We start from the raw sequence: 22,448 nt of genomic DNA on the forward strand, positions 1-22,448 counted from the left end.
TTACATGAAACCGTATTTTCCTTAATAAATTAATTGTAAAAAGTCCTCATTTGAAATTCCACCAAAATATGTAGGGATATCAATGTCTGCTAATGCCTTAGCAATAGCCGCTCTGTCATAGTTTGTCCCAACTAAGCGCTGTTCTATATCAGCCATATCACCGACACCAAAGAAATCTCCAAAAATATGCACTTCTTCCATCACACCATGATTTACTTCTAGACGAATATCAATGCCTCCTGTTGGGAATCGATGTGTTTTTTGAATATTAAAGCGTGGTGATTTTCCAAAATTCCACTCCCATGTTTGATAGCGTTCCTCTGATAGCTTGTGGATATTCGCCCAATCATCTTCAGTTAGCTCATAATAACGAATGTTTTCTTCCCCGCCAAAAATGGATTTCAAAATTTCAAGACGGAATTCCTCAACTGTCATTTGCTCTTTTAAAAACTCTGAAATGTTTGCTACTCGTGAGCGAATCGATTTAATACCTTTTGATTCGATTTTATCTTTTTTGACCTTTAAAGCAGAGACAACCGCATCAATTTCTGTATCAAACATCAATGTACCATGGCTGAACATACGTCCTTTTGTAGAGAACTGAGCATTTCCTGAAACTTTACGTCCCTCTGCTAGTATATCATTGCGTCCTGAGAGCTCTGCATTCACACCCATTTTTGCTAGAGCGTCAACAACTGGTTGTGTGAATTTTTTATAGTTCATAAAGCTATCGCCATCATCATTGGTAATAAAGCTGAAGTTAAGATTGCCTAAATCATGATAAACAGCACCACCACCTGAAAGACGGCGCACAACAATAATGCCATTGTCCTCTACATAGTCTGTATTGATTTCTTCAATCGTATTTTGGTTTTTACCGATGATGATAGACGGTTGATTAATGTAGAAAAGGAGCACTGGCTCTTTCTCAACGTCCATTGTTTTTAACAAATACTCCTCAATAGCAAGATTAATACGTGGATCATGGATCCCTTTATTATCAACGAAAATCATAGTTCACGTTTCCTCCTTCACAAAATATCCATATTTATTTTACCGTAAATTAGGCATTTTGTGTTGACGAAAAGCATCTGTTATAATACACTAGAAAATATCAAAACAGTAATAGTACAGATGAACTTAAAGGAGGAGTCCACAATGTTAGAAAACGTAGTTGAATTTTTCAAGAATTTACCTGCTAAGCAATGTACTGAGTGCGGTGAAAAAATGGAAGAACAAAGCGAATGCTACAGCAACACTTGTGAAAAATGTAACCACCTATAAGCATTTGCCTATTCTGATATAGTCATATACGTGCCCCACACGTAGCAATCATGACACCCTTCATCATATTTTGATGAACCCTTAATTAAATCTCTTACACTTACAAAAAACAACAGCTGATACGCTCATATCAGCTGTTGTTTTTTATTGTTGAAAAAAGACAATCACTAGCAGAGAAAGACCGTTTGACAAGGAAAGGGGATTTCTGTTCTGCCAGCGTCCAGAGGGAGCAGCTCGCTACTCGCCCACTGAAAAGTAAATAGCCTTCAATGCAAATTCAAACTCTTTTTTCATAAAATTTCTATAGATCGCTTTGTTTTTATTTATGTCTTTTGAGGCGGAAGAATTATTACATAACCCCTATGAACAACAAAGCACTCACCTACATTGGGTGAGTGCTTCATGATTAGTTTTCTTCAGCTACTTTAGAGTAACGTTTATTGTGCAGTAGCATGAAGTAACCAAATGTGATTGCTAAGAATGCTACTAAGAAACCAGCTAGAACACCATAGTTTTGCATTAAGAATGATGTATCACCAGTAGAAATACTGGATTTAAATGCTTGAACTGTATATGTCATCGGTAATAGCTTGTTAAATACTTGTAATGGTGAAGGTATTAATTCTAATGGGAATGTACCTGCACTTGTTGTTAATTGTAAAATTAGTACAACTATTGCCATGAAACGACCAGGGTCACCAAAGATCGAAACAAGCATTTGAATTAAGGCTAAAAATACATAGCTTGTTAATAAGGCTGTTAAAATAAAGTAGCCCATGTTATTCACTTCGAGTCCTAGACCCCATTTGACAATAACTACTGTTAGTAATGTTTGCACTAAACCTACGACTGCTAGTACAGTCACTTTACTTGTAAACCAAGATGCCCCGTTTTTAGGACGAATAGCAGGCTCAACAAGTGGGAACACAATTGAAATTAATAATGCACCTACGAATAAACCTAGAGAAATAAAGTACGGTGCAAAACCTGTACCATAGTTAGGAACATGGTTTACAGACTCTTTTTCAACTTCAACTGGACTACCTACCATATCATACGTGTCTTGATTTGCTTTGACTTCATTTGCTTTTTCACTAGCCTCACCTAATTTACCAGATAAAGTAGCTGTACCATCTGCAAGCTCTGTAGAACCATCTGCAAGTGTTGCAGATCCTTGTGCTAGCTCACCAGATTTTGAAGCAAGTGTCGAAGTACCTTGATTTAATGTTGTTGTACCATTCGCTAATTCATTTAATCCAGATGCTAATGTTTTTGAACCTGTTACAGCTGTATTCACACCTGCATGTAGTTCACCTAATTTTGCAGCTAATGTAGCATTACCTGCTTGTAGACCTTTTGCACCCTCCAATAAAGCATTACTTTTAGCTGTTAATGCATTCGCACCAGCTAGCACTTCTGCTTGACCTGCTGCAATTTGAGTTGCACCAGAGCTTACTTGATTGGCACCAGCTTGTAATTTTTCTGTACCAGCTGATAAAGATGTTAAACCGTTATGCACACTAGCACTACCTGCCTGTAGTTCCGCTAATGTTTGTTTTAATGCTGCTGCTTGTTCTTCAGGCATTGAAGCCATCATCGTTTGTAATTGATTTGATAGGGCTGTAATGCCTGCCTCTACTTTTGCAGATCCCGCTGTTAATTGGGTTGCTGCACCATTCAATGCACCAGCGTTCTCAGCAATAGATGCTGCACCTGCACTAATTTGCTGTTGTTTGTCGTTTAAAGTGTTTAAACCAGCACCAACTTTTGCAACACCTTGTGTATATTGTGATATCCCCTGTTCAAGGCTCGTTGCTCCATTTGCAGCTTGCTGTGCACCTTGTTGTAATTGAACAGTACCATCTTGTAGTTTGACTAAACCACTAGATAAGTCATTCGCGCCTTTTGCGGCATCTCCCGCACCTTTTGTTAATTTATCAGTACCATTTGATAGTTCAACTGTGCTCGATGCTAGTTGCTCCAAATATCCTTTTAAATCTTTTGCACCATCCGCTACTTTTTGTGCACCCTCATCTAGCTTATTTGAGCCATCTGCTGCTTCTGTAAAGCCATCACCAAGTGTTGCAATTGAATCAAATAATTTTTCAGCATAAGTCGCTGATACTTGAGAATTTACTTCAGCGCGTACACGATCCATTGCTGTCTCACCTATTTGAGCACCAAGGAAGTTCAATCCCTCGTTTGGAATGTAGTTCATTACTAATTTAGATGGTTTGTCATCTAATAGTGTTGTTGCATGTTCAGAGAAATTTGTTGGAATTTCTAAAATCATATAATAGTCACGACTATTTAAGCCTTTTTCAGCTTCATCTTTTGAAACTTCTATAAAGTTAAATTGCTCGCTATCTATCAATTTATCGACCAAGGTATCCCCCAAGTCTAATTTAACGCCATCCATCTCAGCACCAGTATCCTCATTAACAACAGCTACTGGAAGATTAGGAAGCCCTGCATAAGGATCCCAAAACGCCCATAAAAACATACCCGCATACATTACTGGAATAAATAATACAGCAATGATTGAAACAAGCATTTTTCTTGTTTTAAAGATCTTCAGCCACTCAGCTTTAATCATATAATTTCCTCACTCCTAAACTATTTGACCGAAAACGTCATTTGGTCATTTTCATTCAAAAAAATAAGCAACCTCAATAATATTGCAAAAAGAGCACTTGATTCAATTCAATACTTATACAGCTGTATTTTGTCGAATCAAGTGAGAATCAAACCTCGAAAGATTGTTTCCTTAAAAAGATTAAGTATCTTTTCTTCAGGGATTACATCACCGTGTAACTCATGCCAATCGACAACAAAAGCAAGATATGCCTTCAGCAATAAGTAACTAACTAGCTCCGCATCACACTCTCTAATTTCACCTTTGTTAATACGTCGTTGTATTAATTCTGCGACATACGATAAGATTTCAGTCTCGATACGTAGTAGCACCTGTTTAACTGCTGGTGTTCGTAATTCTTTTTCTTCCTCGATTAGCTTTGCAAATAAAAGATGTTTTTCTCGGAACTGTAGCATTTTCATTAAAGCATTATGCGCATTATCCATAAAGCTTGCCGATGCATCCAACACTGCATCTGCTTCCGCTTTCATCTCTCGTACAAGTGACATTGCGATCTCTTGAAATAAAATTTCTTTATTTGCAAAGAATGTATAAATCGTACCTTTACCGACATTGGCAATTTTCGCCACTTGCTCCATTGTTGTTGCCTTGTAGCCAAACAATGTAAAAGATTTTGCAGCTGCTTCAAGAATTTCCTGCCTACGATCCATTAGTAACATCCTTTCTAGTTAGGTTATGTACATCTCTCGTACACTTTAATAAAAATGACCAGAAAACCATTTCGGTCATCTGGTCATTATCATATTCCTATTTCAAAAAAATTGCAAGCCTTTAATGATGATTTTTTTCATCTTTTTTCTCTTCCTCATGATCCATATCATTTGAAGAGTCATTATTATGATCCATCATGTTATTATCCATGCTGTTATTGGCTTTTTCATCTTCTGGGACAACCTTTGTCATATCAGGGCTTCCAGCAATAATTTGTTGCTTTGGCATATTATGAACACCGTTAGCTGTTGTATGTGCATACATATAATACACACCATCATGATCAAAAGTAGTCGTTGCTTTATAAACGCCGTCTTGCTCTAATTTCCCATCAATCATTTGTCCTTCATCACGTTTTCCTGATTCCCAAACTTCAAATTCTACTACAGCATCATCGACATTTTTTCCACCTTGTTCAACATGTGCTGCCAGCTCAATCGTTTCATTGAGTGCTACTTCTTTTGGTGTTAAAATTTCAACTTCTGGGATCTGTGGTACTTCTGGTTCTGGCAATGCCTCTTTTTTTTCTCCACATCCTACTAATAATGTAGGGACTGCTATTAGCGCAAATAACCACTTTTTCATCTTTTAATCCTCCATTAATGGCAACCGTATCTTCACGGATGTGCCTTTTTCAACAACACTTTCAATTTCCAACGTTCCCTGTAACTGTTTTAATAACTGTTCAACAATCGATAAACCTAGTCCGCTACCACCGTCCGCACGACTTCGAGCTTTGTTAACACGATAAAATCGTTCAGTGACATGGGTTAAATCCTCCGCAGGAATACCAATTCCATAATCCCTAATGGTAATTTTTGCACTACCAGCCTTTTCAGCAGCAACAATTTCCACCTTAGAATTTTCATGCGAGTAATTAATCGCATTTTCAATAATGTTAATAAAAATTTGTTTTAATTTTACCTCATCCGCTTCAATAATTAGAGCATCATCTACATCTAAATATAAAGTTATGTTCTTTTTATTTGCTTGATGCGTTAAGATTTTTTGAACCTCTCGTAATGTTTCACCTAACGGAATTGGATATAAATCAATTTCAGTTTGTTCATTTTCTGTTCTTGCCAGTTGAAGTAATTCGTTTGTTAAGCGTTCCATGCGATTGGCCTCACGGACGATTAGCTGAATGGTTTCTTCTTTTTGACCTTCTGTGATGATACCATTTTGCATGGCTTCGCTATAGCCCTTTACATAGCTAATCGGTGTTCGTAATTCATGCGAGACTGTTGCCAAGAATGTTTTTTGTGCTTCATCCTCTTGCTGAATTGCCTCTGCCATCTTATTAAAGGTACTAGATAATTTACCGATTTCATCTCGTGAATTGACAGGTACACGAGTCTCATAATTCCCATAGGACATCTGCTCTACTGCAAGCTGTAAATCGTTTAATGGTCGCATAATATGTCGAATACCTTTATAAATTAAATAGCTAACAACTACTAAAAATATGAAGGCACTAATAAACAATAAAATAACGCCACTATTTGCCAACTCACTAATTTTGGCCAATGGGAAATAAATATAAATAATACCTTCTAATCGATTTTGATCAACAAGTGGTACAACCACCGAAATAAGTTGTCGATCAAAACGAGGCTCGTACCCAATTTTTTGCACATATTTTCCTGCTAATAACTTTTGTCTTTCCTCAGGACCAATCAATGTCTCATAATCGATATCAAATGGAACACAGGCGCTTAATTCACGAGGATTCCTTACCGCAAATATATTCAAATTGGAATAATCATTAAATTCTTCAATATCTGCAATAAATTCATCCGTTACCTTGCCATTGTCATACATTGTTTGTAGCTTCAAACCAACTTCGACCATTGTATCTTCTGTATCTTGTACATATAAACGTTGATATAAAAAATTTGTGAGAACATACATAAAGACGACAGTAATAATTAAAAAAGCAAAAATTAACAACCAAATGCGCGTGGCAATTTTTTTCATTCGCCAGGATCAAAGCGGTAGCCCACACCCCAAACGGTTTGAATATGCGAAGCCGCATCCTTTCCAAGCTTTATTCGTAAAGTTTTAATATGTGTATCTACCGTGCGTGTTCCACCAACATAATCAATATCCCAAATGCGTTCTAATAATTGCTCTCTCGAATAGGCGTTTCCTGGATTTTTCATAAATAAGTGTAAGAGTTCAAATTCCTTTAAAGTAAGTGGAATACTCTTTCCATCAACGGATACTTTTCGTGCTATTTCATCTATTTTAATAGAGCCAAAAATTACGTACTTTTGCTGTAGTTCTGTAATATTTGCACCACTTCGTCTTAATACAGCATAAATTCTGGCTACGAGTTCATCATGTGTAAATGGCTTAACAATATAATCATCTCCACCAAGTGTAAGACCTTTCACTTTATCCTCATTCGCATCACGTGCAGTTAAAAAAATAATCGGCACATTGGACATAGCCCGAATACTTTGACAAACAACAAAACCATCCTCATGTGGCATCATTACATCAAGTAATACTAAATCTATATTTTCACGCACTATTACGTCGTAAGCCTCAGTTCCACTAGCGGCAGTAAATGTCTCTATATCAGAGTTATTGAGCATCATTTCAATTAAATTACGCATATCCTGCTCATCATCAACTATTAATACAGTTGTCATCATTGTTCCTCCCTTACTAACAGCTGAAAAGCACCTTTCCCTACATCAACTGTTTTTTCCTTCTGGCCATCTTTTATAAAATACAATGTGTGATCATCATAGCCAGCGACAACAATATAATCTTTAAATTGATCCACTACAAAGGGATTTGCCCCAACCTCTTGCTGCCACTTGATATGGCCATCAAAGTCAGCCACATATAACTCGTTGTGACCATGACTTACCACAAGAACGGCATCTTTGGTCTTTTTTAATCCTACTGGCATCAAAGGCATGTCAATCTCGCCATGCAGTTGACCTGTAGTCAAATCATATTTTTTAACAGAACTATTTGGCTTACTTCCTTCCCCATGACCGCCTACCCATAGCTCATGTGTTTCTTCTATAACAGCTATTCCATGAGCAGATTTTTGAATTGGCCACTCTTGCTCAATCGTTAAATCCTTCATATTTAACACAGATAACTTTGTATCTTTAAAATTAATCACATATAGTTTATCCCTATACGATGTCATTGACATTGGATAATTGCCAAGTTGTTGTGAAGCTAGCTGATTGCCTTCTTGATCAAAGCTTGTCACTGTATTGGTTTTACTATTCGTGATAAAAAATTGCTTGATGTTGTCATCGTAGTATACATTGGTCGTACCAATCTCTACTTTTTTTGAATAGAGCTTTTCTCCGGTGGATATTGTATAGACATCGATGTTATTTAATTGGTGTCCATATAATAAAACTTGGTCATCTCCTAATAGTATGGCCCCTGAATAAGCCTTATCAAATAACCATGTCGCAAGCAAATTCCCATCCTCATCAATAAAATCTAATGATGGCTCTTGTATGTTTAATGAAGCTATAAAACTTCGTTCCCTTTCAATGGGTTCATATGACTTTTCAGCGCAACCCGCTAACCATATAATTTGTAGTAACGAAAAAATGAAGAATGCCCATTTTTTCAACTTTATCACCTCTGCCCCTTTACTATACTTCACAATTGTGAAATTCGGGTGAAACTTGGAAGGTAAATTTATGACAAACCATGAAAATACATTTCACATATCCGACTCGCAATTCTTCTAACAGTTCAATCATCCAACCAATAATTCCGTCCTTACATATATTACAAAGATAATGGTAAGGAGGAATAGAGTATGATATCCATTAGCTTATGTATGATTGTAAAAAATGAAGAAGATGTTATTGGTCGATGTCTTGAGTCTGTCAAAGATATAGTAGATGAAATTAATATTGTTGATACGGGATCAACAGATAGTACAAAGCAAGTGGTTGCACAATATACAGACCGAATTTTTGATTTTACATGGATACATCACTTTGCAGCAGCACGAAACTTTTCCTTTCAACAAGCAACAAAAGAATATATCCTCTGGCTTGATGCTGACGATGTTTTTTTAGAGGAAGACCGCCAAAAATTAAAGGCACTCAAAGCATCTCTTACTTCCGACATTGATGCTGTTTCTATGAATTATCATTTAAGTTTCGATCATGAGGGAAACGCAGATGCATTAATAAGAAGATATCGCCTTGTCAGAAGGGAAAAGCAGTTTCAATGGATTGGTGCAGTTCATGAATATTTAGAAGTGAGTGGTATGTTGTTTGATAGTGATGTTGCTGTTAGCCATTTACCGTTAACCCATGATCACTCCCGCAATATTACGATTTATAGACAACTGATTGAAACGGGAGAAACACTATCACCACGTGATACATTTTATTTTGCTAATGAATTAGTAGATCATGGCCTGTTTGAGGAAGCTATTTATTATTATGAATTATTTTTAACGTCCAAATTAGGATGGATTGAAGATAACATTCGTGCCTGCTTAAAATTAGCAGATTGCTATTCTCATTTAAACGATAAAGAAAACAATTTCAGTGCTATTATACGAAGCTTTGAATACGATATCCCCCGCCCAGAAGCCTGTTGTCGCCTAGGTTATCACTTTATGGAACAATCCAGAAATTACGAAGCTATATTTTGGTATGAGCAAGCTCTGGTTATTAAACAGAAGCCAAATGCCCCCTTTCAAAACAAAAGCTTTTCTACATGGCTACCCCACTTGCAGCTCTGTGTTCTTTACGATCGCTTACAACAATATGAACTAGCCAATGCCCATAATGAATTAGCAGGCTCGTTTATGCCGAATGACCCCAAAATTCTACACAATAAAGAATATTTCAAGCGTATTTTAACAATCAATCAAAATGACTCTTAAAAAATATCAATTACCATCTAAAAAGATTCATCTTCTATTCGCAGGATAAACATCCATTTATCTTAAATACAGTTGCAACGAATCTATAAATAACTCTCTATTTACAAGTAAATAATAGTTATGTGTCTACCTCCCTTATCATTTATCAGAATACGATATTTGAGAGAGGAGGTGAGATTATGCATTTTGGAAATTTTATTGATAGAGTTTGCAGTAAGTGTCATTCATTTCCTTGTTGTTGTAAAACTGGTCCAATTCCAAGTTGTCCAATTTGGCCAGTGAAACCTACAGGACCGACTGGGGGGATAACTGGACCTACTGGTAGTACAGGTGTGACTGGCGCTACTGGCGTTACCGGCGCTACTGGTTCTACTGGCGCTACTGGCGCTACCGGCGTTGCTGGGGCTACTGGCGTGACTGGCGCAATCGGACCTACTGGCTCTACGGGGGCTATCGGCGTTACTGGTTCTACGGGTGAGACTGGGCCTACTGGCGCTACTGGAGTAACTGGGGCTACTGGAGTAACTGGGGCTACCGGTGTTGCTGGTTCTACGGGCGCTACTGGTGTTACTGGCGCTACTGGTGTTACTGGCGCTACTGGTGTTACTGGCGCTACTGGTGTTACTGGCGCTACTGGTGTTACTGGGGCTACTGGTGTTACTGGGGCTACCGGTGTTGCTGGTTCTACGGGCGCTACTGGTGTTACTGGCGCTACTGGTGTTACTGGCGCTACTGGTGTTACTGGCGCTACTGGTGTTACTGGGGCTACTGGTGTTACTGGCGCTACTGGTGTTGCTGGTTCTACGGGCGCTACTGGTGTTACTGGCGCTACTGGAGTAACTGGGGCTACCGGTGTTGCTGGTTCTACTGGCGCTACCGGCGTTACTGGCACTACTGGGGTTACCGGCGCTACTGGCGTTGCTGGTTCTACGGGTGTAACTGGGGCTACTGGGGCTACCGGCGCTACTGGTGTTACTGGGGCTACTGGCGCTACTGGTGTGACCGGGGCTACTGGCGCTATCGGCTCTACTGGTGTTACTGGTGCTACTGGTGTTACTGGCGCTACTGGTCCTATTGGTGTAACCGGGGCTACTGGGGCTACTGGCTTTACTGGTGTTACTGGCGTTGCTGGGGCTACTGGCGCTACTGGCGCTACTGGCGCTACCGGCGTTACTGGCGCTACTGGCGCTACTGGTTCTACGGGTGAGACCGGCGCTACCGGCGCTACCGGCGTTACTGGCGCTACTGGTTCTACGGGTGAGACCGGCGCTACTGGTGTTGCTGGTGTTGCTGGGGCTACTGGCGCTACTGGCGCTACCGGCGTTACTGGCGCTACTGGCGCTACTGGCTCTACTGGCGCTACTGGCGCTACTGGCGCTACTGGCGTTACTGGCTCTACTGGTTCTACGGGTGAGACCGGCGCTACCGGCGCTACCGGCGTTACTGGCGCTACTGGCTCTACTGGCGCTACTGGGGTAACCGGCATTACTGGCGTTACTGGGGTAACCGGCGCTACTGGCGTTGCTGGGGTAACCGGCGCTACTGGCTCTACCGGCGTTACTGGCGCTACGGGTGAGACCGGCGCTACTGGCGCTATCGGCTCTACGGGTGTAACCGGCGCTACTGGCGCTATCGGCTCTACGGGTGTAACCGGGGCTACTGGCGCTACTGGCGTTGCTGGCGTTGCTGGGGCTACCGGCGTTACTGGCGCTACGGGTGAGACCGGCGCTACTGGCGCTATCGGCTCTACGGGTGTAACCGGGGCTACTGGCGTTACTGGCGTTGCTGGGGCTACCGGCGTTACTGGCTCTACTGGGGTAACCGGCGCTACTGGCTCTACTGGGGCTACTGGCGTTACTGGCTCTACTGGGGTAACCGGCGCTACTGGCTCTACTGGGGCTACCGGCGTTACTGGCTCTACTGGGGTAACCGGCGTTACTGGCTCTACTGGGGTAACCGGCGTTACTGGCTCTATTGGCTCTACTGGGGTAACCGGCGTTACTGGGGCTACTGGGGCTACCGGCGTTACTGGCTCTACTGGGGTAACCGGCGTTACTGGGGCTACTGGCGCTACGGGGCCTGCGTTTACTGAAGGATTCTCTGCCTTTAAAAACACGTTGGCTGTTAGTGGATCTACTCCAATCACTAACTGGAGTGTTACTTCACCATACTTTACAACACCTGCTTTCAATCCAACAACTGGTATTTTCACTGTACCAACTACAGGTAGGTATTCCTTTGAAGCAACCATTAACTACTCCACTGCTGCGGCTATTAGCGTTACTTTAGGAGCAGGAATAAACCCTTCATTTGCAATTAGACAAAATGCTACTACTAATTTAATTAGTGGCTTGTTCCCTGTACTAAATGTCAATGTGGCACTTGTATTAACTTTACGCGCAGTTCTGGGAAATGGCACAATTACTTTAGCAGGAGAAGTGAATTTAAATGCTGGAGATACAATCGATTTGTTCTATGAGGCCAATGGATTGACTATTTCTCTTACACTAGGCGGCGCTAACTCTGGTGGTATTGTTTGGTCATGTCATCGAATTTCTTAGAGTTAGGACATTATTAAGCAATACAGTTTTTAGTAGAAATAGCAAACCACTATTTTGTGGTTTGCTATTTCTTTTTCATGTAACAATATAAAAAATAGTACAAACATTGATAATAAATGTTTGTACTATCTGATTTGCATTACTTGAACATTTCCATTAATACTTCATTGGCGACCTTTTTACCTTGCTGTACGCATTCTGGAATCGATATTCCTTCAAACGAGCTTCCTGCAAGCTTTACAGTTGGAAAATGCTCTTGTAATTCTTGCTTGATACGAAGGACTTTCGCCTCGTGGCCAACTGTATATTGTGGCATCGCATTTTTCCAACGTGTTACAACAGTTGTGATAGGTACACCATCGATACCAATCGTTTTCTCTAAATCCTGTAGCACGGTTTTTTCGATCTCCGTATCCGATAACGCTACAATCGCTTCATCGCCCACTCGACCAATATAACTACGTAATAATACATAATCCTCTGGTGAAGTACCTGGCCATTTTCGATTCATCCAAGTGCAGGAAGTAATTGAAAAATCACTATTTCGAGAGACATAAAAAGAAAGTGCGTCTAAATCACCGAGTTGTTCCTTTTTAAAAGCCATTGTAACGGTTGCAATAGTCGCAGCCTTCATTGTGCCCAATTCATGTAATAGACTTAACTTACTAAACATTTTTTCAGCCATATTAAAGGGGGTGGCAATAATAACAGCATCTGCTTTGATATGCGAAAAATTGTTGAGTATCACCTGAACTGAACCATCCTTGCCATGCTCTATTTCCTCTACTTTGACACCCTTCATCACTGTCCCCGGAAGTAAGGATTCTTCAATACTTTCAATGAGTGTTTCAAGGCCATTGCTAAAGGTTTGAAAGATACCTTTATTTTCAGCTATGTGATGATTGCTTAAGAAATTCGTGCCTGACTTCTTCATACCAATCAGCAAACTACGATATTGTTGTTCTAAACTATAAAGCTGCGGGAAGGTTGAACTCATACTTAACTGCTCAATATCCCCTGCAAATGTACCCGCTAGTAGGGGCTCTACTAGATTTTCCACAATCTCCGCACCAAATCTTCTTCTAAAAAAAGCGCCTAACGGTTGATCGTCATTCTGTGTAGAACGGGGAATAAAAAAGTCCCCCACCGCACGAACTTTACCACTAAGTGAGAACAAGCCTGAAGTTATGAATGAAGAGATATGTGGTGTCTCTCCAGATAGGAGATGACTAGGTATTGTATATAACTGACTACCAACAGCTACATAGTTTGGACCCGCATTACTTGTTAATAGTTTCTGTTCGATCCCGAGATCCTTTGCTAAAGCATGGACATAGTTTTCACGATCAAAAAAAGATTCTGGCCCACGCTCAATAATAAAGCCATCTTTTCTTAGAGTTTGAATTTTTCCGCCAAGACGTAATGACGACTCGACAAGTACGATATCTAATGGCAATTCTTTTGCGCTTGCTTCTTTTTGCATATAGAACGCAGCTGTAAGGCCTGTAATGCCACCGCCTACGACAACTACCTTTCGTCTTTTCTGAGTCACCAACATCATCACTTTCTTTTCGCTTAGCTTAATTTTTTATGAATCGCCCCTACCATCGCATCAATAAATAAAGGATGTGTATTTGGCATCGCTGGACGATAGTATTTTGCACCAAGTTCATCACAAACAACTTTACATTCAAAATCATTGTCATACAACACTTCTAAATGCTCTGTTACGAAACCTACTGGTGTATAAACAAATGAACGGAAGCCTTTTTCTTCGAATAGCTCACGTGTTAAGTCTTGAACATCTGGACCAATCCAAGGCTCTGGTGTTTGGCCTGCTGATTGCCAGCCAACCTCTACATTTTTTAAACCTGTCGCAGTTTGAATAAGACGAGCTGTTTCAATTAGTTGATCTTCATATGGATCACCTAAGTTTTTAATTTTTTCAGGCAATGAATGTGCTGATACAATTAGACAAGCTGTCTCCCGTTCTTCTTCTGTCATTGCATTAAATGTCTCATTCACTTGTTGTTTCCAATACTCTATGAATTTTGGCTCGTCATACCAAGATTCCACAGAAGTAATCTTTAAGCGACCTCCTGCAGCCTCTTCAGCACGACCATTATAAGACTTAATTGAGAAAGTAGAGAAGTGAGGGGCTAAAACAATAGAAACCGCTTCTTTTATGCCCTCCGCCACCATTTGCTCTACTGCATCTTCTATAAATGGATGAATATGTTTTAAACCAATAAACAATTTATATTCTACAGCATCCTGTACTTCGTTCAAACGTGTACATAATGCTTCAGCTTGCGCTTGTGTTGCCGCAGCTAATGGGGATAAACCACCGATTGCTTCATAGCGGCTACGTAAATCTTCTAAATGCTCTGCAGAAGGTTTACGTCCATGACGAATATGCGTATAGTAAGGTTCAATATCTTCTTCTTTATAAGGTGTTCCATATGCCATTACTAGTAAGCCTTTAACTTCTTTCATTACCCTTTTCACCTCTAAAATTGTTTTATGTTTTTCATACATTATGTGATAAAAAGAAGCTGCCCAATCTTGATTGTTGGACAGCTCCTTTTCTACATTGGAATTAAAATTTCCTATATAGAAAAGGACATATTATTCACGCTTGATTGACTTCCATTAAGAACGAGCTTGAATTTGTTGAGCACTATATTCATGAATAAGCGTTGTAAGACGTTTTAAGACATCTGGGTCAACCTCTGGGAAAACACCATGACCAAGATTAAAGATATGACCTGGCATTTCTAGTCCTTGATCAATAATATCTTTCGTTCGTTTTTCAATAACTGACCAATCTGCAAGTAATAGAGATGGATCTAAGTTTCCTTGTACAGGCTTGGTAATACCATTGGCACGTGCGTCTTTAATCGGTAAACGCCAATCTAAGCCCACAACATCAATCGGTAAATCATTCCATTCTTTTGCTAAATGGCTAGCACCCACTCCAAATTGAATTAATGGTACATTTTCTTTTTGCAACTCTGCAAAAATACGAGTCATAATCGGTTTAATAAATACACGGTAATCCTCTACATTTAAGGCTCCAACCCATGAGTCGAACACTTGGATAGCTTTTGCACCAGCTTTAATTTGAGCCGTTACATCTGCAATAATCATGTCAGCGAGTTTATCCATTAAAGCAAACCAAGCTTGAGGTTCTGATACCATAAATGATTTTGTTTTATTATAGTTTCTTGAAGGACCACCTTCAATCATGTAGCTTGCAAGTGTGAATGGGGCTCCAGCAAAACCGATTAGAGGTACATTTAATTGCTCTTCTGCAAGTAACTTGATTGTCTCTAATACAAATGGTGTATGCTCTTTAGCATTGAATTCACCTAATTTTTCTACATCCGCTACTGAACGAATAGGGTTAGAAATAACAGGACCAACACCTGCCTTGATTTTCACATCTATCCCAATTCCAGGGAGAGGTGTGACAATATCTTTATATAAAATAGCAGCATCTACATTGTAATTCTCTACAGGTAGACGAGTGACATACGCACATAGCTCAGGTTGGTGTGTAATTTCCTCTAAGGAATACTTTTCTTTAATGGCACGGTATTCTGGCTGAGAACGTCCTGCCTGACGCATATACCAAACTGGTGTATGTGCGGTCCTTTCTCCACGTGCAGCACGTAGAAGTGTATCATTAAAAGTTGTCATGAATAATTCCTTCCCCTCGTTAAATTCTTACTATAAAAAATCGCATGTTTATTCCTTTATTATTGATATCCGTTTCCAATAGTAAACGCTTCCTCTGTTATTGTATAGTTTTCCTAGTGAAATGTCATAAAATTGTTCTTTCTCGGCATATTCTTTTTGAACGAAGCGTTAGACTTACGCCAGAAAGGGTATAATCACGCTATATTAGTAAGATTCATAAGGAGGATAAATTCATGTATATTTATTTAACTTCTGGTACTGGCGATTTTTTGGAACAGGTAAAAAATAAGTATCCTAATGAACATATGATTTTAATTCATGGAGAAGGTAACTCTGTACTAATACATGAAACAGAAGGAAAAACAGTATTTGCGACACCTCGTAAATTTGAAGTGCTAGATTCAGTAAATGATTTAGAGGAACATGGTTTCTTTGTTTTCAATAATATTCCTGTAACGGATGAAGGAAGACCCGTTTTCGAGCATCGCTTTTTAGAACGTTCACGCGCTATTGAAAACGAGCCTGGCTTTGTTGCCTTCCGTTTATTAAGGCCTATCAAGAGTGATACTTACATTGTCATGACTCAATGGCATGGACCCCATTCATTTGAGGCATGGAAGAGTTCTAAAGCCTATGAAACTGCCCATGCTAGAAGAGATGATTCAACTGGGATACGTCAGCAAAACATCTTCTCAGCAGCTTCTTATGTAACAACCTATAGTGCTCTACCGAAAGAAGAAAATTCACAATAAGTTTAGATAATTAAAAGCTCATTTATCCAACAATATTATTGGTAAATGAGCTTTTTAGTATTCTACTTTGAAACCTTCGACGTTAATTCACTAATCACCAAAACAATAATGAAAGCAATATAAAACATTGGTTGTGTCATAGCACATAAGCCCACAACAATAGCTTGTGTAATCATGGCTAAACGCACAATTTGCTTCACAGCTAGTTGACGAGCATGATCTGGTAACGGATAGAGCATGTCCATTCGAAATTCGCCACTGGATAACAGAGCTTGTTTTAACTGAATAGTTGTCGCAAAGCTGAGTGCACCCGCTACAATCCATGTAACGACAGGAATATCTACAAAAGCCGCAATGATTGCTGAAATAGCAGTAAGGCGTACCCATAAATAGAAATGGTCATCTGTCCGAATAAAGGTACGAAATACCAGGTACTTTTGAGCATTGCCCTTACCGTATGGTACAAATTTATAGAGCCAGTCCATCCAGCTGCGACGACGGATGCTTCCGTGTAAATGAGGTACGTCTGTAAAATAATTTGCAAAACGGTAAAAGCTCATCATGCGATTCTGTTCAAGCTTGACAAAATGCTCATAAGGCACAGGCTCACCGATTGATTTTTTTCTAAAGACGATAATATAAATAACGCTAATAACTGTAGCGACTACTGCTAATATAAACTGAGCATGGAGTCCCAAATAGATTACAGCCGCAAACACGATAGCCCGGATAAGCCTGTCCACCCAAACCATATGGCCTCGTTCACTATAACGATAGTTAAATTCTCCTTGAACACTTATATATTTCAATACAATGACAAGTAAAAATATAGTCCATATGTCGATCGTTGTTAATTCTGTTACTGCCTTTAATAATGGGATACTAACAATATAGACGATCGCTACTATCCACACTTGAGACCAAAACGTCCAAGCCAACGCCTTGCTGAAGTACAAAGACATTTTTGATTCTAAAGGTAATAAGTATACTTGATCTGGCTCTCTCAACAATGTAGTCGGACGGCTAAAGGCCAATAAAATCCCTATGATAACAGCTATCAGGATTTCTGCTGGAAAGTCTGTTTGAACAACTTTCAGCCATTCGCTATATTGATAGCCCCCTGCTCCTATTAGAAATACAAGTACGATGGCAATATGCCCTGTAAAAATAAATTGCATATATTTTTGTACTTCTCCTATATAATGCATGAAGCGAGAGGACCATACATCACGCAAGTTCTTCATGGTCCCGCTCCTTTGTCATAGCAATATAAAGGTCATCTAATGTCGCATACGGCATAGCAAATGATTGACGTAAATCAGCCATTGTTCCTTGTGCTCGAACTCTTCCTTCATGCAATAAGATAATGCGATCACAATGCTTTTCAGCAGTCGATAGAATATGTGTAGACATTAATATAGAAGCGCCTTCTTTTTTCTTTTCATCCATTTGGTCTAATAACGATTGAATACCTAGTGGATCCAATCCCACAAATGGTTCATCAATAATATATAGACTTGGATTCACTAAAAAGGCACACATAATCATAACTTTTTGACGCATACCCTTTGAAAAATGTGAAGGGAACCAATTTAATCTTTTTTCCATTCGAAACTCTTTTAACAGTACTTCAGAACGAGCATCGAGTGTTGCTTTGTCAATACCGTAAGCCATTGCTGTTAATTCTAAATGCTCTCTTAATGTTAACTCATCATATAATACAGGGGTTTCAGGAATATAAGAAAAAGCTGTACGATACTTGTCTGTATCTTCCTTTAATGTTACACCATTTAGACGAATGTCCCCTTCCTTTGGCAACATTGTTCCTATAATATGTTTAATTGTTGTACTTTTACCAGCTCCATTTAAGCCGATTAAGCCAACTAGTTCACCTTTTCCAATCGTAAAAGATAGATCTTTTATAACAGGTTTTCTTGTATAACCACCTGTCACGTTCTGTACCTCTAATACTGACATATTCTCACTCCTCTTCTTGTATTATATTTTATCAAAAATTAGCAAATGATACAGGTTTGAGTATGATAGAATGTACTTACATATACGTTAAGGGGGAAATTCTTATGAGCGATTGCCTATTTTGCAAAATTATTGATGGATCCATTCCAAGTACAAAAATTTACGAAGACGATCATGTCTATGCATTCACAGACATTTCACCTGTGGCAAAGGGCCATACACTTTTAATTCCAAAGCATCACTGCCAAGATCTATTTGAAATGCCAGAGGAAGTGGCTCGTAATCTATATGCTGTAGCTCCCAAAATTGCAAATGCTATTAAAGCAGCATTTCAGCCTATTGGTTTGAATACCATTAATAACAACGGTGCTGCTGCTGGACAAACTGTTTTCCACTACCACTTACATTTTATTCCGCGTTACGATGAAAAAGAAGGGCTAGGCTTAATTTGGCAAACACAAACGTACTCACCAGAGCAGTTGGCAGAAGTAGCAGAAAGTATTAAAGCCAATCTATAAGCCATTTGTAATATATTAACATCTGGATGTTCAGAATGCTGTATTGCAAATTTTTAAAATTTAGCGTACAATCACAAATAAGTTTCGCTAGCGGTCAAGAGGACACGTTAGGAGACAAATAGATTAGCATAGTCGAGGAGAGATACAAATGAATACAAAGAATTTAGTATTAATGGCACTGTTAGTAGGTGTCGGTGCTGCACTTTATGTGGTTACACCAGGAATGGTGAATGGGATGAAGCCTGATTTTATGTTAACCATGATGTTTATTGGTATTCTATTATTCCCAACAGTGAAAGAAACGTTCCTACTTTCTCTTTCAACAGGGGTGCTTTCAGGTTTATTTACAACATTCCCAGCAGGTCTAGTTCCAAATATTATTGATAAAGCTGTTACTGGTTTTGTATTTTTAGCTGCTTTAATCATTCTCAAAAAACTAGCAGATCATTTTGCCGTATCTGCTGTCTTAGTTGGCTTGGGAACAATTCTTTCAGGAACTGTCTTCTTAGCAGTAGCGCTTTTTGTGTTTAATGCAAATGTTGGCGCGACGTTTGCGATGCTATTTATTGGCGTTGTCCTTCCAGCTGTCGTATTTAACGTTGTTGCGTTTGCCGTTATTTATCCAATTGTTTCAAAATTAGTGAAGCGCTCTAAATTCAATACAGCTATTTCTCAAATTTCATAAATAAACACTTTAAATAATCAAAAGAAACTAAACTGTGGCGGTCAAATCACTCGTTTAGTTTCTTTTTTCTTTTTGTATTGGTGCATTTCATGGTTTAATAGTAAATAAACATGACTAGAAATGAGGTATCTAATATGAAAGCAAAACCATTTTTACTTGGACTAACAACAGGAATTATTGGTGGGACAATCGCTGTGCTTTTCTCAACGCCACAATCTGGGCAACAGCTACGTGCTTCTGTTAAACAAAATGTTGACCAAACAAAGGGTATGCTCCTTGATGTAAAACAACAAGTAGGAACTGTTAAACAATCTGTTAATACATTAACAAATGAAGTAAAAAATAATATCCCACAAATAATAAATGATTTAAAGCAAACAATTACGACTTTTACTGAAGAAATCGAACCAACGAAAAATAATTTACAACAAGAATTAGATGCTTTACAGAATTCGATAAGCGAAATCGAGAAAAACATTGCACAAATTACAGAAAATAAGAAAAAAACTCAAGAAAAAGTTAGCGACTAAAGTCCTTATCAATAGTTAAATAATCTGTATTTTCATCAAAAACTATTGCTATAATATTATTTTTTAGCCACTTTTCAATTTTTTAATTTTTCTAACTTTAAACTTTTTTCCTTTACTGCTATAATATTTTTAAAAATGTGAAAGAAAGCAGTAGGTGATGGCTTTGTCAGAGGAATTATATACACAAAAAGAAGCGATGCTTTATAGTCAAAGAATCGCACAGTTATCAAAAGCGCTGTGGAAAGCGGTTGAAAAGGATTGGCAACAATGGATTAAACCTTATGATTTAAATATTAATGAACACCATATTTTATGGATTTCATATCATTTAAAAGGTGCTTCCATTTCTGATGTTGCGAAATTTGGCGTGATGCATGTTTCTACAGCATTTAATTTCTCCAAAAAATTAGAAGAGCGGGGCTTTCTTAAGTTTTCCAAGCGTGATGACGATAAACGTAATACGTATGTTGAGCTTACAGAAGCTGGCACAGAGCTCATTATAGAGATGAATAAAAACTACCATAATACGTATCATTCCGTCCTGGAAGGATCACTAGCATTAAAAGATTTATATGGCCGTTTCCCTGATTTTTTAGATGTAATGGCTGTTATTCGTAATATCTATGGTGAAGATTTCATCGATATTTTCGAACGCTCTTTCCAACATTTCCGTGATTCCTTTGACACACTAGAAGAACGCACACCTGTAAAAGGATAAGACGAAGCTTCAAACTGCACATAATTTTTCCTGCACTTATTTATAAGTTGAACAAAAATGTTATACTACTGTTCATTCAGGAATGAGTCATGTGAAAGGAGGTATTTCAGAAATATTTCTGAAGTACCTCCTTTTTCTTGCATTCTAACATAATTCAATTTACATTAAATAGGACACTTCCTATTTCGGAGTTGATAAAAACCATGCATTGCTGGAAAATTTTAAATTTAGAACATCATTACGGCACTACGCGTATTATTATAATGGGAGTCATTACCTTTTTATTGGTCTTTTCTGTTTCGTATGTAACGTTTAATTTATTTAATGAAGAGCGTTATACAGATCGACTATTCTGGCTCTTTATGATAGCTGTGCTAACACTTTATCCCATTCACAAATTTTTGCACTTTGTGGCCCTAATTGATTTACGCCAACATTTAAAATTACGTGTACGTAGTCAGTTTTATATAATTCCTGTTTTACACATGCGAATTCGAGAGCCATTATCTAAAAATCGATACATTTTAGCATTACTTACGCCTTTTATCGTTCTAAATACTAGTATTATAGTTGGAACATGGCTCTTACCAGCCTATACCCATTATGGGACATTGCTGTTAGCCTATCACTGTAGTCTATCCCTAATTGATATCCTTTACGTAAAGTATCTCTTGAATTCACCTAAAAATTCACAAATAGAAGAAACACCTAAAGGCTATGAAATTTTAGTTCCACCGACCGTTCACTAAATTGCTTGTACTTGTTTTTTATTGACGTTCTTTGTTATGCTATTACTATTGAAAGAGGGGAGGAATAGACTTGCTATTAATGATTGTAGTTCTATTCTCGGTATTCTATTTATTTCAAATTAACCGCATGACATATGCTCTATGCATGCGACGTGAAATTCCCGAAGAAAACCAACCAAAAATATTCCGAACTATAAATATACTTATTACTATCCTACTTGTCTCATTCTACATTGAAATTTTATATGCAGTTTAACAGAAAAATCCATTACGCCGAGGCGTAATGGAATCTAAATTTTTTCGGGCTTTTTTGAAAAGCCCCCTTCAAAAACATGTGCACCATCCGCGCCCGTCCGCACGCTCAAAGTTAAGTCGAGCCCCCCATGCAACAACTTTTACTAACCAAATAAATTGTTTAGAACCTAAGGCATGCGGCGCGAATGTCTAACATTGTTAAGAAAAGCTAAGAGTTAATGCTCTTAGCTTTTCGCTGTTTTATTAATTAGTATAGGAACGCTGCACCAACGATAATTAATAAAATAAATAACACAACTAATAAAGCAAAGCCTGAGCCGTAGCCACCGCCACCGTATCCTCCGTTGCCCATAACTTCACCCCCTTTCTTTCTATATCCTATGCGCTTCAAAATTTGAAATATAGGCAATACTCAAGGGGGAACCATTTTGTTTTTAAAACGTTTATGTTATAGTA

23 protein-coding genes are annotated in these 22,448 nt (G+C 38.6%); 10 read left to right on the forward strand and 13 right to left on the reverse strand.

The window, feature by feature from the left end:
* Positions 1-21: 21 nt before the first annotated feature.
* Positions 22-1,014 (reverse strand): lipoate--protein ligase, encoded by a 993-nt coding sequence (locus PSR12_RS19300; RefSeq protein WP_274770160.1) that lies wholly within the window; start codon positions 1,012-1,014, stop codon positions 22-24.
* Positions 1,015-1,158: 144 nt separating this feature from the next.
* On the opposite strand from PSR12_RS19300, the gene yhfH reads away from it, so the two are divergent.
* Entirely contained in the window at positions 1,159-1,284 is a 126-nt protein-coding gene (yhfH, locus tag PSR12_RS19305) for a protein YhfH (protein ID WP_004230455.1), read from the forward strand.
* 406 nt (positions 1,285-1,690) lie between these two features.
* Here yhfH and PSR12_RS19310 read toward each other — a convergent pair whose 3' ends face one another.
* The 6 genes from PSR12_RS19310 to PSR12_RS19335 all read right to left on the reverse strand — a co-directional run bounded on the left by PSR12_RS19310 (position 1,691) and on the right by PSR12_RS19335 (position 8,276).
* Positions 1,691-3,880, reverse strand: a complete 2,190-nt coding sequence (locus PSR12_RS19310) for a YhgE/Pip domain-containing protein (protein ID WP_221681162.1) — start codon at positions 3,878-3,880, stop codon at positions 1,691-1,693.
* A 137-nt stretch (positions 3,881-4,017) separates the two neighbouring features.
* Positions 4,018-4,590: a TetR/AcrR family transcriptional regulator gene (locus tag PSR12_RS19315; protein WP_009373269.1), complete on the reverse strand. Its 573-nt coding sequence runs from the start codon at positions 4,588-4,590 to the stop codon at positions 4,018-4,020.
* Between the two features lie 121 nt (positions 4,591-4,711).
* The gene (locus tag PSR12_RS19320; RefSeq protein WP_221681161.1) at positions 4,712-5,236 is read right to left on the reverse strand and encodes a FixH family protein; all 525 of its coding nucleotides are present in this window, start codon (positions 5,234-5,236) and stop codon (positions 4,712-4,714) included.
* A gap of 3 nt (positions 5,237-5,239) precedes the next feature.
* Positions 5,240-6,628 (reverse strand): sensor histidine kinase, encoded by a 1,389-nt coding sequence (locus PSR12_RS19325; protein ID WP_274770162.1) that lies wholly within the window; start codon positions 6,626-6,628, stop codon positions 5,240-5,242.
* Complete coding sequence (locus PSR12_RS19330) at positions 6,625-7,308, reverse strand: response regulator transcription factor (RefSeq protein ID WP_004230448.1); 684 nt, start codon at positions 7,306-7,308, stop codon at positions 6,625-6,627. The genes PSR12_RS19325 and PSR12_RS19330 overlap by 4 nt, the downstream gene beginning before the upstream one ends.
* Complete coding sequence (locus tag PSR12_RS19335; protein ID WP_274770165.1) at positions 7,308-8,276, reverse strand: YncE family protein; 969 nt, start codon at positions 8,274-8,276, stop codon at positions 7,308-7,310. Before PSR12_RS19335 ends, PSR12_RS19330 begins: the two co-directional genes overlap by 1 nt.
* Positions 8,277-8,459: 183 nt before the next feature.
* On the opposite strand from PSR12_RS19335, the gene PSR12_RS19340 reads away from it, so the two are divergent.
* Both PSR12_RS19340 and PSR12_RS19345 read left to right on the forward strand, forming a co-directional pair.
* Positions 8,460-9,545: a glycosyltransferase family 2 protein gene (locus tag PSR12_RS19340; protein ID WP_274770167.1), complete on the forward strand. Its 1,086-nt coding sequence runs from the start codon at positions 8,460-8,462 to the stop codon at positions 9,543-9,545.
* 179 nt (positions 9,546-9,724) lie between these two features.
* Positions 9,725-12,106 carry a beta strand repeat-containing protein gene (locus tag PSR12_RS19345; protein ID WP_274770169.1) on the forward strand — a complete coding sequence of 794 codons (2,382 nt, stop codon included), beginning with the start codon at positions 9,725-9,727 and terminating at the stop codon, positions 12,104-12,106.
* 139 nt (positions 12,107-12,245) lie between these two features.
* Here PSR12_RS19345 and hemY read toward each other — a convergent pair whose 3' ends face one another.
* The 3 genes from hemY to hemE form a co-directional block, all read right to left on the reverse strand.
* Positions 12,246-13,667: a protoporphyrinogen oxidase gene (gene hemY, locus PSR12_RS19350; RefSeq protein WP_257520520.1), complete on the reverse strand. Its 1,422-nt coding sequence runs from the start codon at positions 13,665-13,667 to the stop codon at positions 12,246-12,248.
* 14 nt (positions 13,668-13,681) lie between these two features.
* Positions 13,682-14,602 (reverse strand): ferrochelatase, encoded by a 921-nt coding sequence (gene hemH / locus PSR12_RS19355; RefSeq protein WP_257520521.1) that lies wholly within the window; start codon positions 14,600-14,602, stop codon positions 13,682-13,684.
* A gap of 156 nt (positions 14,603-14,758) precedes the next feature.
* A complete protein-coding gene (gene hemE, locus PSR12_RS19360) occupies positions 14,759-15,808 on the reverse strand; it encodes a uroporphyrinogen decarboxylase (protein ID WP_048391738.1) in 1,050 nt (349 codons plus the stop codon).
* 233 nt (positions 15,809-16,041) lie between these two features.
* On the opposite strand from hemE, the gene PSR12_RS19365 reads away from it, so the two are divergent.
* Entirely contained in the window at positions 16,042-16,560 is a 519-nt protein-coding gene (locus PSR12_RS19365) for an antibiotic biosynthesis monooxygenase family protein (RefSeq protein ID WP_257520522.1), read from the forward strand.
* 62 nt (positions 16,561-16,622) lie between these two features.
* Here the strand turns inward: PSR12_RS19365 and PSR12_RS19370 are convergent, their stop codons facing one another.
* Together PSR12_RS19370 and PSR12_RS19375 are read right to left on the reverse strand one after the other, a co-directional pair.
* A complete protein-coding gene (locus PSR12_RS19370; RefSeq protein ID WP_221681155.1) occupies positions 16,623-17,804 on the reverse strand; it encodes an ABC transporter permease in 1,182 nt (393 codons plus the stop codon).
* The gene (locus PSR12_RS19375) at positions 17,788-18,537 is read right to left on the reverse strand and encodes an ABC transporter ATP-binding protein (RefSeq protein ID WP_221681154.1); all 750 of its coding nucleotides are present in this window, start codon (positions 18,535-18,537) and stop codon (positions 17,788-17,790) included. Before PSR12_RS19375 ends, PSR12_RS19370 begins: the two co-directional genes overlap by 17 nt.
* Positions 18,538-18,641: 104 nt before the next feature.
* On the opposite strand from PSR12_RS19375, the gene PSR12_RS19380 reads away from it, so the two are divergent.
* The 6 genes from PSR12_RS19380 to PSR12_RS19405 all read left to right on the forward strand — a co-directional run bounded on the left by PSR12_RS19380 (position 18,642) and on the right by PSR12_RS19405 (position 21,993).
* The gene (locus PSR12_RS19380; RefSeq protein ID WP_221681153.1) at positions 18,642-19,055 is read left to right on the forward strand and encodes an HIT family protein; all 414 of its coding nucleotides are present in this window, start codon (positions 18,642-18,644) and stop codon (positions 19,053-19,055) included.
* 148 nt (positions 19,056-19,203) lie between these two features.
* A complete protein-coding gene (locus tag PSR12_RS19385; RefSeq protein WP_221681152.1) occupies positions 19,204-19,740 on the forward strand; it encodes a tryptophan transporter in 537 nt (178 codons plus the stop codon).
* A 134-nt stretch (positions 19,741-19,874) separates the two neighbouring features.
* The gene (locus tag PSR12_RS19390) at positions 19,875-20,270 is read left to right on the forward strand and encodes a YtxH domain-containing protein (protein ID WP_221681151.1); all 396 of its coding nucleotides are present in this window, start codon (positions 19,875-19,877) and stop codon (positions 20,268-20,270) included.
* A 157-nt stretch (positions 20,271-20,427) separates the two neighbouring features.
* The gene (locus PSR12_RS19395) at positions 20,428-20,988 is read left to right on the forward strand and encodes an HTH-type transcriptional regulator Hpr (RefSeq protein ID WP_004230760.1); all 561 of its coding nucleotides are present in this window, start codon (positions 20,428-20,430) and stop codon (positions 20,986-20,988) included.
* A gap of 203 nt (positions 20,989-21,191) precedes the next feature.
* Complete coding sequence (locus tag PSR12_RS19400; protein WP_274770172.1) at positions 21,192-21,737, forward strand: DUF3267 domain-containing protein; 546 nt, start codon at positions 21,192-21,194, stop codon at positions 21,735-21,737.
* Positions 21,738-21,807: 70 nt separating this feature from the next.
* On the forward strand, positions 21,808-21,993 hold the full coding sequence (locus tag PSR12_RS19405) for a hypothetical protein (protein ID WP_008173337.1): 186 nt from the start codon (positions 21,808-21,810) through the stop codon (positions 21,991-21,993).
* A gap of 246 nt (positions 21,994-22,239) precedes the next feature.
* Here the strand turns inward: PSR12_RS19405 and PSR12_RS19410 are convergent, their stop codons facing one another.
* Positions 22,240-22,344, reverse strand: a complete 105-nt coding sequence (locus PSR12_RS19410; RefSeq protein WP_004230765.1) for a YjcZ family sporulation protein — start codon at positions 22,342-22,344, stop codon at positions 22,240-22,242.
* Between the last annotated feature and the right edge of the window lie 104 nt (positions 22,345-22,448).

Source organism: Lysinibacillus sp. G01H (assembly GCF_028872195.1).
GTDB classification, from domain to species: Bacteria; Bacillota; Bacilli; order Bacillales_A; family Planococcaceae; genus Lysinibacillus; species Lysinibacillus capsici.